This is a genomic window from Qipengyuania sp. (assembly GCF_048550555.1).
In the GTDB taxonomy this organism is placed as follows: Bacteria; Pseudomonadota; Alphaproteobacteria; order Sphingomonadales; family Sphingomonadaceae; genus Qipengyuania.
Genome location: NZ_JBLYYF010000039.1, coordinates 98,797 through 114,611, shown reverse-complemented (window position 1 = coordinate 114,611; position 15,815 = coordinate 98,797). Strand labels below are relative to the sequence as shown.

12 protein-coding genes and 2 tRNA genes are annotated in these 15,815 nt (G+C 65.6%); 3 read left to right on the top strand and 11 right to left on the bottom strand.

Translation table 11 applies throughout. The features are described from left to right. The first annotated feature begins 15 nt into the window (after positions 1–15). The 3 genes from ACN4E0_RS10105 to ACN4E0_RS10095 are packed head-to-tail and all read left to right on the top strand — an operon-like array spanning position 16 to position 4,936. Positions 16–3,567: an error-prone DNA polymerase gene (locus ACN4E0_RS10105; RefSeq protein WP_419567532.1), complete on the top strand. Its 3,552-nt coding sequence runs from the start codon at positions 16–18 to the stop codon at positions 3,565–3,567. An 11-nt stretch (positions 3,568–3,578) separates the two neighbouring features. Next, a complete protein-coding gene (locus tag ACN4E0_RS10100; RefSeq protein WP_419567531.1) occupies positions 3,579–4,214 on the top strand; it encodes a LysE family translocator in 636 nt (211 codons plus the stop codon). Then, positions 4,211–4,936 (top strand): extensin family protein, encoded by a 726-nt coding sequence (locus tag ACN4E0_RS10095; protein WP_419567530.1) that lies wholly within the window; start codon positions 4,211–4,213, stop codon positions 4,934–4,936. Before ACN4E0_RS10100 ends, ACN4E0_RS10095 begins: the two co-directional genes overlap by 4 nt. Position 4,937: 1 nt before the next feature. On the opposite strand, the gene phoB is transcribed toward ACN4E0_RS10095, so the two are convergent. From phoB to recJ, 11 genes are all read right to left on the bottom strand, one after another. Continuing rightward, positions 4,938–5,624, bottom strand: coding sequence for a phosphate regulon transcriptional regulator PhoB (phoB, locus tag ACN4E0_RS10090; protein ID WP_221603756.1), 687 nt, complete (start codon positions 5,622–5,624; stop codon positions 4,938–4,940). 70 nt (positions 5,625–5,694) lie between these two features. Further along, positions 5,695–6,366 carry a phosphate signaling complex protein PhoU gene (gene phoU / locus ACN4E0_RS10085; protein ID WP_419567650.1) on the bottom strand — a complete coding sequence of 224 codons (672 nt, stop codon included), beginning with the start codon at positions 6,364–6,366 and terminating at the stop codon, positions 5,695–5,697. Between the two features lie 13 nt (positions 6,367–6,379). After that, positions 6,380–7,126 (bottom strand): phosphate ABC transporter ATP-binding protein PstB, encoded by a 747-nt coding sequence (pstB, locus tag ACN4E0_RS10080; RefSeq protein WP_419567649.1) that lies wholly within the window; start codon positions 7,124–7,126, stop codon positions 6,380–6,382. A 38-nt stretch (positions 7,127–7,164) separates the two neighbouring features. Continuing rightward, the gene (gene pstA, locus ACN4E0_RS10075; RefSeq protein WP_419567528.1) at positions 7,165–8,415 is read right to left on the bottom strand and encodes a phosphate ABC transporter permease PstA; all 1,251 of its coding nucleotides are present in this window, start codon (positions 8,413–8,415) and stop codon (positions 7,165–7,167) included. Next, complete coding sequence (gene pstC / locus ACN4E0_RS10070; protein ID WP_419567527.1) at positions 8,408–9,793, bottom strand: phosphate ABC transporter permease subunit PstC; 1,386 nt, start codon at positions 9,791–9,793, stop codon at positions 8,408–8,410. The genes pstA and pstC overlap by 8 nt, the downstream gene beginning before the upstream one ends. 16 nt (positions 9,794–9,809) lie before the next feature. Next, complete coding sequence (locus ACN4E0_RS10065; RefSeq protein ID WP_419567526.1) at positions 9,810–10,856, bottom strand: substrate-binding domain-containing protein; 1,047 nt, start codon at positions 10,854–10,856, stop codon at positions 9,810–9,812. 120 nt (positions 10,857–10,976) lie between these two features. Further along, on the bottom strand, positions 10,977–12,317 hold the full coding sequence (locus ACN4E0_RS10060) for an OprO/OprP family phosphate-selective porin (protein ID WP_419567524.1): 1,341 nt from the start codon (positions 12,315–12,317) through the stop codon (positions 10,977–10,979). Between the two features lie 131 nt (positions 12,318–12,448). After that, entirely contained in the window at positions 12,449–13,636 is a 1,188-nt protein-coding gene (locus ACN4E0_RS10055) for an ATP-binding protein (protein WP_419567523.1), read from the bottom strand. A gap of 63 nt (positions 13,637–13,699) precedes the next feature. Then, positions 13,700–13,774 (bottom strand) — tRNA-Glu (locus ACN4E0_RS10050). A gap of 47 nt (positions 13,775–13,821) precedes the next feature. Further along, a tRNA-Glu gene (locus ACN4E0_RS10045) sits at positions 13,822–13,896 on the bottom strand. 84 nt (positions 13,897–13,980) lie between these two features. Continuing rightward, positions 13,981–15,759 carry a single-stranded-DNA-specific exonuclease RecJ gene (recJ, locus tag ACN4E0_RS10040; RefSeq protein ID WP_419567521.1) on the bottom strand — a complete coding sequence of 593 codons (1,779 nt, stop codon included), beginning with the start codon at positions 15,757–15,759 and terminating at the stop codon, positions 13,981–13,983. Between the last annotated feature and the right edge of the window lie 56 nt (positions 15,760–15,815).

The window sequence follows — 15,815 nt, the reverse complement described above, 5'->3', positions numbered from 1 at the left end:
TGTCGGGGAGGTCTGATGCCCGAAAACGACCACCAGATCCCCAAGCGGACGATCGAGCTCGATCCGGAACTGATCGAGGCGCCGCCGCGCGCACCCTTTGTCGAACTCGGGCTTGTCTCCTGTTTCAGCTTCCTGCGCGGTGCGAGCGATGCGGTCGATCTCGTGCTGCGCGCGCGTGCGCTCGGATACGATGCGATAGGGATTGCCGACGCCAACAGCATGGCGGGCGTGGTGCGCATCCATACCGAAGCGAAAAAGCTTAAACTCAAGCCACTTATCGGATGCAGGATAGAAACGGTCGAGGGTCTGTGCTTCCTCGCCTATCCGCGCGATCGCGCCGCCTATGGCCGGCTCTGCCAGCTGATTTCGGCCGGCCGGATGCGGAGGCTCGACGGGGGATGGCAGGACAAGGGCGCCTGCGACATCGATCTCGCCCTGCTCGCCGCGCATGCCGAGGACGTGCAGCTGATCCTCCTCCCCCCGCGCGACCTAGACCAGCCATTCACCATTCAGGTCGAGAGCAACATCATCCCCTTCCGGCTCGCGGGCCGGGACGACGTCGAGGAAAGGGCCGACTTCACCGGTGCCTTAGAGCAAATCCTCCCGCATCTCGTTTCCCTGCTGCCGACGCTGCGCCATATTGCCGCGAGCTATCTCCACATCGGCGACGACATCGCCCGGATCGAACGGCTCGATGCGCTGGCGAAGACCCATGGACTTTCGCTCCTCGCCACCAACGACGTGCACTATGCCACGCCCGACAAGCGCCCGCTGCAGGACGTGATGACCGCGATCCGGCACAGGACCACCGTCGCCGCTGCCGGGCATCTGCTCCACGGCAATGGCGAGCGCTACCTCAAGCCGCCCGTGACCATGGTGAAACTTTTCGAACGCTGGCCGCATGCGATTGCCGCGACGCGCGAAGTGGCCGATGCCTGCAGCTTCAGTCTCGACGAACTGCGATACGAATATCCGCAAGAGATCTATCCCGACGATCTGAGCCCGCAGCGCTATCTCGAACAGAAGGTCTGGCTGGGAGCCAAGAAAGATCGATATCCCAAAGGCTTGCCGCCTGCTGTGAAGAAAACGCTCAAGCGCGAGCTGAAGCTCATCGGGGAACTCGACCTGGCGCCCTATTTCCTGACGATCAAGGACATCGTCGATTTCGCGCGGAGCAGGGATATCCTGTGCCAGGGCCGGGGATCGGCGGCCAATTCGGCGGTGTGCTTCTGCCTCGGCATTACCTCGGTCGATCCGGCCAAGCACCAGCTGCTGTTCGACCGCTTCATCTCGAAGGAGCGCCGCGAGCCGCCCGATATCGACGTCGATTTCGAGCATGAGCGGCGCGAGGAGGTGATCCAGCACATTTACGAACACTATGGCCGTGATCGCGCCGGCCTGTGCGCGACGGTGATCCATTACCGGCCCCGCATGGCGATCCGCGAGGTGGGCAAGGCGATGGGCCTGTCGGAGGATGTCACGGCGGTTCTCGCCCGCACCGTATGGGGCTCCTGGGGCAAGAATATCGATGAACGGCACATCCGCGAGGAAACCGGCCTCGATCTGGCCGATCCGCATCTGCGCCGCGTGCTCAGGCTCACCGAGCAGATGATCGGCATGCCCCGCCATCTCAGCCAGCATGTCGGCGGCTTCATCCTCACTGACGGCCCGCTGACGGCAACCGTGCCGATCGGCAATGGCGCGATGCCCGACCGCAGCTTCATCGAATGGGACAAGGACGATATCGACGACCTTGGCATTCTCAAGGTCGATGTGCTCGCGCTCGGAATGCTGACCTGCATCCGCAAGGGACTGAAACTGCTCGAGGACCACCATGGGCAGAGCTACGATCTGGCCACCGTCCCGCGCGAGGACCCGGCGGTCTACGACATGCTCTGCAAGGGCGATTCGCTGGGCGTGTTCCAGGTCGAAAGCCGCGCGCAGATGAACATGCTGCCCCGGCTCAGGCCGCGCGAATTCTACGATCTGGTGGTCCAGGTGGCGATCGTCCGTCCAGGGCCGATCCAGGGCGACATGGTCCATCCCTATCTCAAGCAACGCCGACGGGCACGCGAGGGCAGGACCGATTTCAGCCTTCCCTCGCCATCGCCCGAACATGGCCCGGCGGACGAACTCTCCTCGATCCTCAAGCGGACCTATGGCGTGCCGATCTTCCAGGAGCAGGCGATGAAGATCGCCATCGACGCGGCCAGGTTCTCGCCCGCGGAGGCCAATCGCCTGCGCAAGGCGATGGCCACTTTCCGCAGCCGCGGGATGGTGCACGAGCATCAGGAGATGATGGTCGGACGCATGATCGCGCGGGGATACGATCCCGCATTCGCCGAGCGTTGCTTCGATCAGATCAAGGGGTTCGGCGAATACGGCTTTCCCGAAAGCCACGCGGCCAGCTTCGCGCATCTCGTCTATATCTCGAGCTGGATGAAGTGCCACTATCCGGCGGCCTTCGCCTGTGCGCTGCTCAATTCGCAGCCGATGGGATTCTATGCCCCGGCGCAGATCGTGCGCGATGCGGCGGATCATGGCGTCACGGTGCTCCCCGCCGACGCCAATCTGTCCGACTGGGATTGCACGCTCGAGGATGTCGGCGGGACGATGGCGCTGCGGCTCGGGCTGCGCCAGGTCGACGGATTACCGGAACACGTGGCGGCAAGGCTGATCGCCGAACGGGAGACCAACGGGCCTTACGATGACGTCACGGCGGTGCGCGACCGTGCCCGCATTGCGCCTTCACACGTCGAGCGGCTCGCCAGTGCCGATTGCTTCGGTTCGATCGGCCTGGGGCGGCGCCAGGCGCTGTGGGATGCCCGCAGCCTGATCGCCAGCGCCGACCTGCCGCTTTTCGCCGCCGCGGCACAGCGCGACGAAGGTGCCGAAACCTCGCCCGCCATGCTGCCCATCATGCCTTTGTCGGAAGAGGTCGTGGCGGATTACCAGACGACCCGGCTGAGCCTGAAGGCGCATCCGATGTCCTTCCTGCGCAACGATCTGAGCGAGCGGGGTTTCGTGCGCGCCTGCGATCTGCGCAACCGCAAGTTCCGGTCCATGGTCCAGGTTGCGGGAGTGGTGCTCATCCGCCAGCAGCCGGGCAGCGCCAAGGGCGTGTGCTTCATCACGCTCGAGGACGAGACCGGGGTGGTCAACCTTGTCGTCTGGCCCGATCTCAAGGAAAAACAGCGCCGTGTGGTGATGGGTTCACGGCTGATGGAGGTACGCGGCCGGGTGGAATACGACGACGAGGTGATCCACGTCATCGCGCATCACATGGAGGATGCTTCGCACCAGCTCTACCGCCTGTCCGACGACATGCTCAATGCGCCGGTCGCGCGGGCAGACCATGTCACCTCGCCGTTGCCAGCCAAGTCCAATTCGCGCGATCCTGCGGCAGGAACAGGACAGGCGAGGGAGGGCCCTGCGGATTCCTATCGCCCGGTCGAGCCGTGGGAGGAACCGCCACCGGGCAATCGCGAATGCGGGTGGTTCGGCCCGAGTGCCGGCGGGCATCCGCGCGACGTGCGGATCATTCCCCCGAGCCGCGACTTCCACTAGGGGCTGGCGGCATGATCGACGCCGAGAAACTCGCCGCCTTCGCGCTGGTGACTGCCACCACCAGCCTGGTCCCCGGCCAGTCGATGCTGTTCGTCATGGGGCAGGCGATCTGGCGCGGGGCACGATCGGGCTGGGCGGCGCTGCTCGGCATGCAGATCGGCTATATCGCCTGGTGGCTGCTCGCCGCCTTGGGGCTGGGGACGCTGGCGAAGGCCTATCCGCTGGCCTTCCACCTGCTCGCGCTCGCCGGTATCGCCTATCTCGCCTGGCTCGGCGTGGCCGCGATCCGCCATTCCTTCCATCCGCTCGACGATCCGGCGAGGCCGGCGCGCGAACCCTCGCGCCATGCCTTTCGCGACGGGATCTTCGTCGCCATCGGCAATCCCAAGTCGCTGATCTACATGGTCGCGATCATCCCGCCCTTCGTCGATGCCTCCGCGCCGGTGGGCTGGCAGATTCTCGTGCTCGCGGGGGTGGCGCTCGTGATCGACCTCGTCGTCGGTGCGCTCTATATCGGGGCGGGGCAGAGCCTTGCGCGGACGATGCAACGGACCGCGGCGCGTCGCTGGATCGACCGCGTCATCGGAATCCTTTTCCTGATGATCGCGGTGCTGGTCATGGCGGAACTCCTGGAGAGCGGGGTGTGAGACCGCTCATATCGCGGTATGTCGGGACCTTCGCGGGCGACAAGCGCGCAGCCTTGCTGCTCGTCCTGCTTGCCGTGCTGCTCACCGGGCGGGTGTGGCTCGCCGAGCATCCCGAACACGATCCCTGGGCACCGCTCGACCTGCGCGATCCGCCCGGATGGGCGACCGAGGCCAAGCTGCTCGCGCTACGCGACGATGTGGCTGCTTGCCGCGCCGTGCTCACCCGCAGCGCCGTCGCCCATCGGGTGCTCGATCCGGTCGGGGAGGGTGCCTGTCGCCGCGAGGATCGAACACGCCTCGGAGACTTCCCGCTGGTGCCCGACACGCCGGCGGTCACTTGCCCGGCCTCGATCGCACTGCTGCTATGGCAGCGCGAGGTGCTGGACCCGGAGGCGCAGGCGCGCCTGGGCTCACCGATTGCGCGGATCGAGCACCTGGGCGCCTATTCGTGCCGTCGCCTCTATGGCCGCGATACCGGCCCCTGGAGCGAGCACGCGACCGCCAATGCGATCGACATCGCCGGTTTCGTGCTCGAGGACGGAACGCGCATCAGCGTGTTGCGCGACTGGGAAGGCGATGGCCCGAAGGCGCGCTTCTTGCGCAGGGTGCGCGACGGTGCGTGCGACGGCTTCGCCACGGTCCTCTCACCCGACTACAACGCGGCGCATGCAGACCACCTGCATCTCGACATGAGCCCGCGCTGGCGCGGCGTCTGTCGCTAGCTCAGGCCTCGAGCGAATAACCCGCGCTGCGGACGGTGCGGACCGGGTCCTTCGCGCCCTCGATTTCGATCGCCTTGCGCAGGCGGCGGATATGGACGTCGACCGTGCGCAGTTCGATCTCGCTCTCGGTGCCCCAGACGCCGTCGAGCAACTGCCCGCGGCTGAACACGCGGCCGGGGCTTTCCATGAAGAACTTGAGCAGGCGGTATTCGGTCGGGCCGAGCTGGAGCGTACGGCCGCGGCGCGAAACCTTGTGCGCCACCGGATCGAGCGTGATGTCGCCGACCTCGATGCTCTCGCCGGCCAGCGCCGGACGGATGCGGCGCATCACCGCCGCCACGCGCGCGAGCAGCTCGCGCGGAGAGAAGGGCTTGGTCAGGTAGTCGTCGGCGCCGGTGTCGAGCCCGCGGACACGATCGTCCTCCGCCTCGCGCGCGGTCAGCATGATGATCGGGACGTGCGCGGTATCCTTGTCGCGGCGCAGGCGGCGACAGACTTCGATTCCGCTGGTGCCCTCGATCATCCAGTCGAGGATCACGAGATCGGGCACGTCCTCGGCCGCCAGCAGCAGCGCCTCATCGCCATCGGCGGTGGTGCGAACCTGGTAGCCTTCGTTGGCGAAGCGATATTCGAGCAGTTCGGAGAGGGCGGGATCGTCCTCCACCAGAAGCAGTTTAGCGGCGTGCAAATCCTTGCCTTTCCGGGAATTGTCCGTCTCGGTCGACAAGGCTTTATGACCCTCGCGCTACAGTTTTGTGTCAGCCGTCGTCGTCGACCGGATAAGTTCCGGTCGCCGCGAAATGCACCATTTCGGCAACATTGGTCGCATGGTCGCCGATGCGCTCGAGATTGCGCGCCACGAAGAGCATCTGCGCCGCGCTCGAAATGGTCGAGGGGTTCTCGACCATATGGCTGACGAGATTGCGGAAGATCGAATTGTAGAAGGCATCGACCTTCTCGTCCGCCGCAATCACCTCGCGCGCCAGCTCCGCATTGCGAGCCGCGTAGGCAGTGAGCACGTCGTGGACCATCTCGGCGGCGACGTCGGCCATGGCGGGAAGCAGGGTGAGCGGCTCGAACTGCTTGCGGTTGGGGCCGATTTCCTTGCTCGCCTTGGCGATATTCTTCGAATAGTCGCCGATACGTTCGACCACGCCGGCGATCTTGAGCGCGGCGATCACTTCGCGCAAATCGTCGGCCATCGGCGCACGTAGCGCGATGATCCGTACCGCGAGCTTGTCGATCTCGCTTTCGAGCGCGTCGATCCGCTTGTCGCCTTTGACCACCTTGTCGGCGAGTTCGTCATCGCCCTTGACCAGCGCCTCGAGCGACTGGGCGATCGCAGCCTCGGACAGACCGCCCATCTCGGCGATCAGGCCACGCAGGCGGGTGATGTCTTCGTCGAAGGCCTTTACCGTGTGTTCTTGCATTGTATTCATGGCCTTATCCGTAGCGTCCCGTGATGTAATCCTGGGTGCGCTGTTCAAGCGGATTGGTAAATATGTCAGAAGTGCGACCATATTCCACCATTTTCCCGAGGTGGAAGAAGGCTGTGCGCTGGCTGACGCGGGCGGCCTGCTGCATCGAGTGCGTCACGATGACGATCGCATAGCGGCCGTTGAGCTCGGCGATCAGTTCCTCGATCTTGGCGGTCGCAATGGGGTCGAGCGCCGAACAGGGTTCGTCCATCAGGATCACTTCGGGATCGACCGCGATCGCGCGGGCGATGCACAGGCGCTGCTGCTGGCCGCCCGAGAGTGCGGTGCCGCTGTCCAGCAGGCGATCCTTGACCTCTTCCCACAGGCCGGCGCGCCGGAGCGACTTCTCGACGATCGCGTCGAGCTCGTCCTTGCCCTCGGCGAGACCGTGGATCTTGGGGCCGTAGGAGATGTTCTCGTAAATCGACTTGGGAAAGGGATTGGGCTTCTGGAATACCATGCCGACGCGCGCGCGGAGTTGCACGACGTCCATGCCCGACCGGTAGATGTCCTGGCCGTCGAGTTCGATCGCGCCTTCGACGCGGGCCGAGGGGATCGTGTCGTTCATCCGGTTGAGCGTGCGCAGGAAGGTCGACTTGCCGCAGCCCGAGGGACCGATGAAGGCCGTGACATATTCGGTCGGGATGTCGATCGAAACGCCGTCGATGGCCTTCTTGTCGCCGTAGAAGACGGAGACGTCCTTGGCGCTCATCTTGGCTTGGGTCTGCTCGAGGTTGTCGTGGACTACGGTCACCAGGTTTTCTCGAATTTGTTACGCAGGTAGATGGCGAGCCCGTTCATCACGAGCAGGAACAGCAATAGCACGATGATCGCCGCGCTGGTGCGTTCGACGAAACCGCGATCGATTTCATCCGACCACAGGAAGATCTGCATCGGCAGCACCGTCGCCGGCGAGGTGAAGCCGTCGGGCGGAGTGGCGACGAAGGCGCGCATGCCGATCATCAGCAGCGGAGCGGTCTCGCCCAGCGCGCGCGCCATGCCGATGATGGTACCGGTCAGGATACCGGGCAGCGCCAGCGGCAGGACGTGGTGGAACACCACCTGGACGGGCGAGGCGCCGATCGCCAGCGCGCCGTCGCGAATGCTCGGCGGTACCGCCTTGATCGCATTGCGCCCGGCGATAACGATCACCGGCATGGTCATCAGCGCCAGCGTCATCCCGCCGATCACGGGGGCGGAGCGGAGATTGGGGAACAGCGTCAGAAAGACCGCCAGGCCGAGCAGGCCGAAGATGATCGAAGGCACCGCGGCGAGGTTGTTGATCGACAGTTCGATCATGTCGGTCCAGCGGTTCTTGGGCGCATATTCCTCGAGGTAGAGCGCGGCGAGCACCCCGATCGGGAAGGCCAGCAACAGCGTGACCAGCATGGTCAGCATCGAGCCTTTGAGCGCTCCCCAGATTCCCACCTGCTGCGGATTGGTGGCATCCGAGCGCGAGAGGAAGCCGGGGTCGAAATTCTTGGCGATCCGCCCCTCGGCGTCGAGCCGTTGGGCGAGGGCGCGCATATCCTGCGATCCTTCGCCTTGGTAGCCCGATGCGAGATCGGCCGAGGCGGGGAGCGAGAAGGTCACCTGTTCGCGCAGAATCGCAGGGTCGGCGATGATAGCCGCACCGACATCGCGCCAGGCTTGCGCGCCGAGTTCGGCAGCAGCCTCTTCGCCCAGTTCCTGTTGGGCGAAGAACTGGACGACATCGCGCAGCCCCTGAGCCTCGAGTGACTGGATCGCGCCCGGCTGCTGCATTGTCGCCGGATCGGCGGCAATGCCTGCCTGGGTGAAATCGATCGGCACGTCCATTTCGACGCGCTGGAAGCCGCCCAGCCCGTTCAGCGCCATAGTGCCGAGCAGGAAGACCAGCACGGCGACCGAGAACATGATCGCGCCGAGGCCGAGCGCCTTGAACCGTCGCTCGGCTGCATAGCGCTTCTTCAGCCGCGCCTCGAAGGCGGGGGTGCGCGTGGGGGCGATGCGCTCACTCATAAGCTTCGCGATACCTTTTGACGACACGCAGCGCGATGAAGTTGAGGCCGAGGGTGACCATGAAGAGAACGAACCCGAGCGCAAAGGCACTGAGCGTCGCGGGATGGTCGAAGCTGCCTTCCCCCGTCAGCATGGCGACGATCTGGACGGTGACCGTGGTCATCGCCTCGAGCGGGTTGGCCGAAAGATTGGCTGCGGTGGAGGCGGCCATCACCACGATCATCGTCTCGCCGATCGCGCGGCTGACCGCCAGCATGATGCCGGCGACGATGCCGGGCAGGGCGGCGGGCACGAGCACGCGGCGGATCGTCTCGCTCTTGGTCGCGCCCATCGCCAGGCTGCCGTCGCGCATGGCCTGCGGCACCGCGGCGATGCTGTCGTCCGCCATCGACGACACGAAGGGGATGATCATCACGCCCATGACGAGGCCCGCGGCGAGCGCGCTTTCGCTCGAGGGATTGGCGGCGCCGAGCGACAGCGCGAGATCGCGGATCGCGGGCGCAATGGTGAGGGCGGCGAAATAGCCGTAGACCACGGTCGGGACGCCGGCGAGGATCTCGAGCGCCGGCTTGATCCACTTGCGCAGCGCCGGATTGGCATATTGCGTAAGGTAGATCGCGCTCATCAGGCCGAGCGGAATGGCCACCACCATGGCGATGATCGCGCCGATGAACAGCGTTCCCCAGAACAGCGGGATGGCGCCGTAGCGACTGGCGTCGGGATTGGCGGCATTGGCCATGGGGTCCGGGCCCCAATGCGTGCCGAAGAGAAAGTCGAGCGGCGAAACCATGCCGAAGAAGCGCACGGTTTCGAACACGAGGCTGGCGAAAATGCCGATTGTGGTAAGGATCGCCACCAGCGAGGCGCCGAGGAGGATCGCCATCACGATCCGTTCGACCCGCGTGCGGGCTGCGAAATCGGGCTTGAGCCGGAGGAAGGCGAAGGTGCCCCCCAGAAAGGCGATCAGCAGCGCCACGACGATGCCTATGACATTGTAGTGGGACAACGCCTCGCGGTAGGGTTCGACGAGCGCAGCCGCCTGCGGATTGAAGACGGCGTTCGATGCGCCGGTAGCGACTGCGCGTGCTTCGTTGAGCATAGTCTGGCGCTGGAAGCCGAATTCGGGCAGTTCGGCGGCGGCCGGGGCGGCGAGCACCTGCTGGGTGACCAGATCGGGCGCGATCGCGCTCCACAGCGCGATGAAGGCGGCCATGGGCAGCACGATCCACAGCGCCACGTACCACGCGTGATAGGTCGGCAGGCTGGGCAGGCGGCCATCGGCGCTTTCGCGCCGGAATGTCCATGCACGCGCGCGAGCCGCCAACCATCCGGCGAGCCCGAGCCCGAGGGCTAGGAGGAACAGGATGGCTGGCGACATGCGTTAAATTCTGGCCTTACTTGAGGGTGCTGCCGTCGAGCGTCGTGTACTCGGTGGCGGCTTTCTGGCTGGTCGCCATAACGTCATCGGGCGAAGCCACAAGGCCGATCTTGGCCAGATCGCCGCCCTTTGCCCACATCTTGGTCCACTGGGCGAGGTATTCCTTCAGGCCCGGGATCGCAGCGAGGTGCGCCTTCTTGACGTAGACGTAGAGCGGACGGGCACCCGGGTAGGCGAAGCTCGAGATGTTCTCATAAGTGGCTTCGACACCGTTGATCGGGAGGTCCTGGAGCTTGTCGAGGTTTTCCTCGAGGTAGCTGTAGCCGAAGACGCCGACCGCCTTGGGATTGCCTTCGATCTTCTGGACGATCAGATTGTCCTGCTCCCCCTGGTCGACATAGGCGCCGTCCGAGCGCACTTCGGTACAGATCTGGCCGTACTTGTCCTCGTCGGTTTCCTTGAGCGCCTTCATTTCCGGGTCGCTCTTGCAACCGGCTTCGAGGATCAGCTCCTTGAGCGCGTCACGCGTGCCCGAGGTGCTGGGCGGACCATAGACGAGGATCGGCTCGTTGGGCAGCGAGGGGTCGACGTCCGACCAGGTCTTGGCGGTCTGGTCCTTGCCATAGGGCTTGGCGGCGAGCGCTTCGTAGATCTGCTGCGGGGTGAGGTTCATGGTGATGCCGCCCTTGGTCGACGCGAAGGCGATGCCGTCGAGGCCGACCTGGATTTCGATCACGTCGGTTACGCCATTCGCCTGGCAGTCGGCGAATTCGCTCGCCTTCATCCGGCGCGAGGCATTGGCCATGTCGGGCGTATCGGCGCCGACGCCGGCGCAGAACAGCTTCATGCCGCCGCCGGTGCCGGTCGATTCGATGATCGGCGACTTGAAGTCGGGATTGGCGCGCACGAAGGCTTCCGAAACGGCCTTGGCAAAGGGGAAGACGGTCGACGAACCGACGGCGCGGATCGAATCGCGCGAAGCGGCATCACCCCCGGCGCTGCCGCAAGCGGCGAGTGCGGCGGACGAGACGGCAGCAAAGACGAGGGATTTGAACTTGGTCATGGTAAGCCTCTTGGGTTGATAGCTAGCGGCGCCAAAGCGCCTCAATGTTACATGCTTGCGACAAGAGTTTGACTCACGCTGCCGGCGGCCGGGTTTCACCGGCCCCTAGCGCAGGCCGGATCAGAAATCGACCTGGGCGCGGACGCCGAAGGCATCGACGCCGTAACTGGTGTCGCCGGAGGCCGTCGGGATGAGGGCATCGGTGTACTGCAGGCGACCGTAGTTGACCGCGAGCGCCGTGTAGTCGGTCGGCTTCCAGATCAGCGAGGCGAAATAGCCGTCCTGCGTTCCGCCGACGATCCCCGCATCGTTGAGGTCGAGATAGTCGTAGCGCAGGTTGAACTGGAGCGAGCCGAAGCCGCCCTTGCCGACCGGCTTGCCGGGCTTGGTGCGGTCGAACTTTCCGCCCTTGTAGCCGCGGGTGTCGTCGGTGAGGAAGACGCCCGCTTCGACATAGCCGCCGAAGAAGGTCGGGTCGTTCGCGGTCGCCGGCATGTCGACCGACTGCCAATAGGCTTCGCCGGCGGCATGGAACCGGCCCGAGATGGCGGCGGCCTCGAGCCCGTAGCCGGTCTCGCTGTCGGCACCCATGCTGCCGGTGTCGATGAAGCGCTGCGACGTGAAGTGGACCAGCGGGCGCTGGCGATAGCGGACTGTCGCGGCGGGATCGTCGAGATCGTTGTAATGGACCGAGCCGCCGAAGTGCAGCTGGGTGTCGCCGAGCTGGGGCATGAACACCAGCCGCGCGTCGGCGCCGCGGTTCTTGCTCGAGGTGTCGTCGAGATTGTCGGTGAAGACGCCGGCCTGGACCAGGATCGGGCCCTCGGCGTACTGGACGGAGGCACCGATACGGCGCTCGAAGCCGAAGGCGTCGGTGAAGGCCGCGCGCTCGATGAAGGTCGTGTGCAGGCTGCTGGTGAGCTCTTCCAGCGACTGGAAGTTGTTGTGCTGGCCGACGATGACTTCGATCGGTCCGTCGCCATAGGAGAGGTAGGCGTCGGCCGCCTCGACCTCGTTGCCGGCAAAGTCGAGCTCGAACTTGTAGCCGAAGCCGCCCGGGATGTCGCCCGAGGCGCCGAGGCGGGCACGGCGGACCTCGTTGCCGAAACCTTCACTGGCGCCAGTCGAATCGGGAGCGTTGGTAAAGCCGGCATCGAACATCAGGCGGCCGCGAGGCTTGAAGCTCCAGCCGTCCTTCGTGGAGAGTTCGCCGACCGGGGCGGGCTTGGCAGCGGTCGCTTCGGCCTGCGCGGCGATCGCGGTATCCTGCGCCTCGTTGGCGGCCTTGGCACTGGCCAGTTCACCCTCGAGCTGGTCGATGCGAGCGTTCATGGCCGAAAGCTGCGCGCGCATGGCGGCCAGTTCATCGGCCGAGACGGTGACGTCCTGGGCAAACAGCGGGGTTGCCATGGTGCAGCAAAGCGCGGCCGCCGCCACGGAAAGGCGGTAGGTGCGGGTCATCGTTACGAATCCTTTGAACGTGAGGTTACGTGCTGGCGACGCCACTATGACCAGCAAATTACACTATTGTGACATTCTCCCGGCGCATGTCCTGCAGCTGTGGATAAGCTGTGGGCAGGCGGAGGACAATTCTAGGCGAGCTGGTCTTCGCGTTCGACCGGCAGAGTGACGGTGACCCGCGTCCCTTCGCCGAGCGTGCTCTCGATATCGAGCCGTCCGCGATGGCGCTCGACGATATGCTTGACGATGGCGAGGCCGAGCCCGGTCCCTCCCGAAGCGCGGCTGCGGCCAGGATCGGTGCGGTAGAAGCGTCGCGTGAGGTGCGGGATATGTTCGGGTGCGATACCGTCGCCGCGATCGCTCACCGTCAGGCGGACCCGCGACTCACCTCGTGGATGCAGACGGACGGTCACGGTATCCTCGGCCCCGCCGTACTTGAATGCATTGTCGACGAGATTGCGGACGAGCTGTTCGAGTTGCTGGTTGTCGCCCTGGACGACGAATTCGCCCGCAGTCTCGTAGTCGAGCCGTGCGGTGCGCTCACCCGCGGCGACGTCGTGCGCGGCGCGTTCGACCAGCTTGCCGAAGTCGAGATGTTCGTTCGGGAGATCGTGCTTTTCCGCCTCGATCCGCGACAGCGACATCAGGTCGCTGACCAGATCCTGCAGCCGCTTCGCCTCGCGCTGGATCGTGGCGAGGAACTTGTCGGCCATCTTCGGATCTAGGTTTTCGACGTCCTCCCGCAGCGTTTCGACATAGCCGATGATCGAGGCGAGCGGGGTGCGAAGCTCGTGGCTGGCATTGGCGACGAAATCGGTATGCGCGCGGGCGATGTCCGCCTCGGCGGTGCGGTTGACGAACTCGATCACCGCCAGTTCGCCCGGCAGGGTCTTGCGGTTGATACGCCAGATGTCGGTCCGCCGGGCGAGGCCGCGGACCACCGCGCCCCCGTCGCTCCCGCGCTCGAGCAGGCGGATCGCCTCGGGCTGGCGCAGGGCCATGCGCACGTCCTGGCCGAGAATATGGCCGCCGAGCAGCTTGCGCGCCGCGAGATTGGCGATGATCACGCGGTCGCGCTCGGTGATGACCACGGGCGTTTCCGAATGTTCGAACAGGTCGGCCATGCTGTCGCGCGAAAAGGCCGGCCCGGTAGGGGTGGACCGGGCTTCGGCCGGGCGTCCGGCGACGAGATAGAGCGAACCCGACCAGACCAGCAGGACGATGGCGACGAGGAGGAAGTCGGTGCCCAGCGTCGCCAGGATGATGCAGGCGACCAGCGCCAGCACGAATCCGGACCAGGGAAAGCTACGCTCGGTCATTGCGGGGCGGCTTAGCGAGGCGCGCCGCGGCGCGCCACCTGCTTTTCATGACAAGGGAGGAAGTGGTGACCCGTACGGGAATCGAACCCGTGTTTCAGCCGTGAAAGGGCCGCGTCCTAACCGCTAGACGAACGGGCCACAGGAGTGGCACTTTTGTGCGGATTGCAAATGCAATACCGCCACCGTGGTGACCCGTACGGGAATCGAACCCGTGTTTCAGCCGTGAAAGGGCCGCGTCCTAACCGCTAGACGAACGGGCCACACCCGCTGAGCGGGTCGGTGGCGTGGCGGGCCAATTAGGCGTGGGGCTGCGAGGCGTCAAGCCTCGAATGCACCCAATTTCGTCAATCGGCCCAGGCGGCGTCCTCAAGGTGCAATTCCGCTTGCGGGCGGCTGCCCCAATCGTCGATCTTCACCCGACCGGCGAGCCATAGCCGGCGACCCCGTGCGCCATGGAGCAAGGCCTGGCCCATATCGCTTTCGGCGGCGCGGAAGGCGATGCCCTTGAAGCTCTTGCCGTCGTCGCCCGCCGCGATGAGGCGGACATGGTCGGTGCCGACGATATCGCATTTGACCAGCCGGACCGGGCCCACTGCCACGCGCGGCCCGGGCCAGCCGACGCCGTAGGGGCCGGCACCTTCGAGCGATTCGACCAGTTCGGGGGTCAGTCCGCCCGGTGCGACCGCCAGGTCGAGCGCCATTTCGCGGCTCGCCGAGGCGCGCGCGACCTGCGCCTCGAGCGTCGCGTCGAGCCATTCGGCGAAGTCGTCGATCCGTTCGCTGGCCACGGTCAGGCCCGCAGCCATGGCATGCCCGCCGCCCGCGACGAGCAGGCCTTCGTCGCGCGCGCGGATGATCGCCGCGCCGAGGTCCACCCCCGCGATCGAGCGCCCCGAGCCCTTGCCGGTCTCGCCGTCGAGCGCGATGACGAGCGCGGGCTTGCCGGTCTTCTCCTTGATCCGCCCAGCGACAATGCCGATGACGCCGGGATGCCAGCCTTCGCCAGCGAGCAGGTGGACCGCGCGGTTGTGCTGCCCGGCAAGTTGTTCCTCGGCGGCTTCTTGCACCTCTGCCTCGATCGCGCGGCGTTCCTCGTTGAGTGCGGAGAGCTGTGCGGCGATTTCGCGGGCCTCCTCCGGGTCCTGCGTGGTGAGGAGGCGAACGCCGAGCGTCGATTCGCCGACCCGCCCACCGGCATTGATCCGCGGTCCGAGAGCGAAGCCGAGATCGGAACAGGCGGGCGCGCGCTTCAGGCGGCTCGCATCGATCAGCGCGGCCATGCCGATATTGTCGCGCCGGGCCATGACCTTCAGCCCCTGCGCCACGAAGGCCCGGTTGAGCCCGTGAAGCGCGGCAACGTCGGCCACCGTCCCCAAGGCGACGATATCGAGCAGCGCGAGCAGGTCGGGTTCCTTGCGGTTTGCGAAATAGCCGCGCTCGCGCAGCGTGCGAACGAGCGCGATCGCCAGCAGGAAGGCGACACCGACTGCGGCGAGGTGGCCGTGCGATGCGGCCTCGTCTTCCTCGTCGAGCCGATTGGGATTGACCAGCGCCACGGTCTTGGGAAGTTCGGCGGCACATTTGTGGTGATCGACCACGATCACGTCGATGCCGGCGTCATGGGCCATGGCCAAAGCCTCGTGCGCCATCGCCCCGCAGTCGACCGTGACGATCAGGCTCGAGCCCTGTTCGCCGAGCTTGACCAGCGCCTCGCCAGAGGGGCCATAGCCCTCGAGCAATCGGTCGGGGATGTAGTAGCCCGCCTCGACCCCCAGATCGCGCAGCAGGCGGATCAACAACGCCGAACTGGTAGCGCCATCGACATCGTAATCCCCGTAGATGGTGATCGTCTCGCCTGCGATGACCGCCTGCGCGATGCGGTCGGCGGCGGCGTCCATATCGCGGAACCGCGAGGGGTCGGGGAGGAAGTTGCGCAGCGTCGGAGTGCGATGGCGGTCGATATCCTCGGGGGCGACGCCGCGCGACAACAGCAACTGGCGGACGATATCGTCGCCTAGCGCCCGGTTGTTGCCGAGTTCCATATTGCCGCCGCGCCAACGCCAGGCGCGCCCGGTGAGCGACTGCGAAACGCCGAAGACGTGGGAAAGGGCTCGGGATGCCATGCGGTCACCATAGCCCCTGCCTGTGGGCGGTGAAAGTTGCGCCGATTGACAATCGA

What these genes read in the sequence shown, in the direction of transcription:
- ACN4E0_RS10105 (WP_419567532.1), top strand. Translation starts at nt 16, where the DNA reads ATGCCCGAAAACGACCACCAGATCCCCAAGCGGACGATCGAGCTCGAT.
- ACN4E0_RS10100 (WP_419567531.1), top strand. Translation starts at nt 3,579, where the DNA reads ATGATCGACGCCGAGAAACTCGCCGCCTTCGCGCTGGTGACTGCCACC.
- phoU (WP_419567650.1), bottom strand. Translation starts at nt 6,366, where the DNA reads ATGCAAGAACACACGGTAAAGGCCTTCGACGAAGACATCACCCGCCTG.
- pstB (WP_419567649.1), bottom strand. Translation starts at nt 7,126, where the DNA reads ATGAGCGCCAAGGACGTCTCCGTCTTCTACGGCGACAAGAAGGCCATC.
- pstA (WP_419567528.1), bottom strand. Translation starts at nt 8,415, where the DNA reads ATGAGTGAGCGCATCGCCCCCACGCGCACCCCCGCCTTCGAGGCGCGG.
- pstC (WP_419567527.1), bottom strand. Translation starts at nt 9,793, where the DNA reads ATGTCGCCAGCCATCCTGTTCCTCCTAGCCCTCGGGCTCGGGCTCGCC.
- ACN4E0_RS10065 (WP_419567526.1), bottom strand. Translation starts at nt 10,856, where the DNA reads ATGACCAAGTTCAAATCCCTCGTCTTTGCTGCCGTCTCGTCCGCCGCA.
- ACN4E0_RS10060 (WP_419567524.1), bottom strand. Translation starts at nt 12,317, where the DNA reads ATGACCCGCACCTACCGCCTTTCCGTGGCGGCGGCCGCGCTTTGCTGC.
- ACN4E0_RS10055 (WP_419567523.1), bottom strand. Translation starts at nt 13,636, where the DNA reads ATGACCGAGCGTAGCTTTCCCTGGTCCGGATTCGTGCTGGCGCTGGTC.
- recJ (WP_419567521.1), bottom strand. Translation starts at nt 15,759, where the DNA reads ATGGCATCCCGAGCCCTTTCCCACGTCTTCGGCGTTTCGCAGTCGCTC.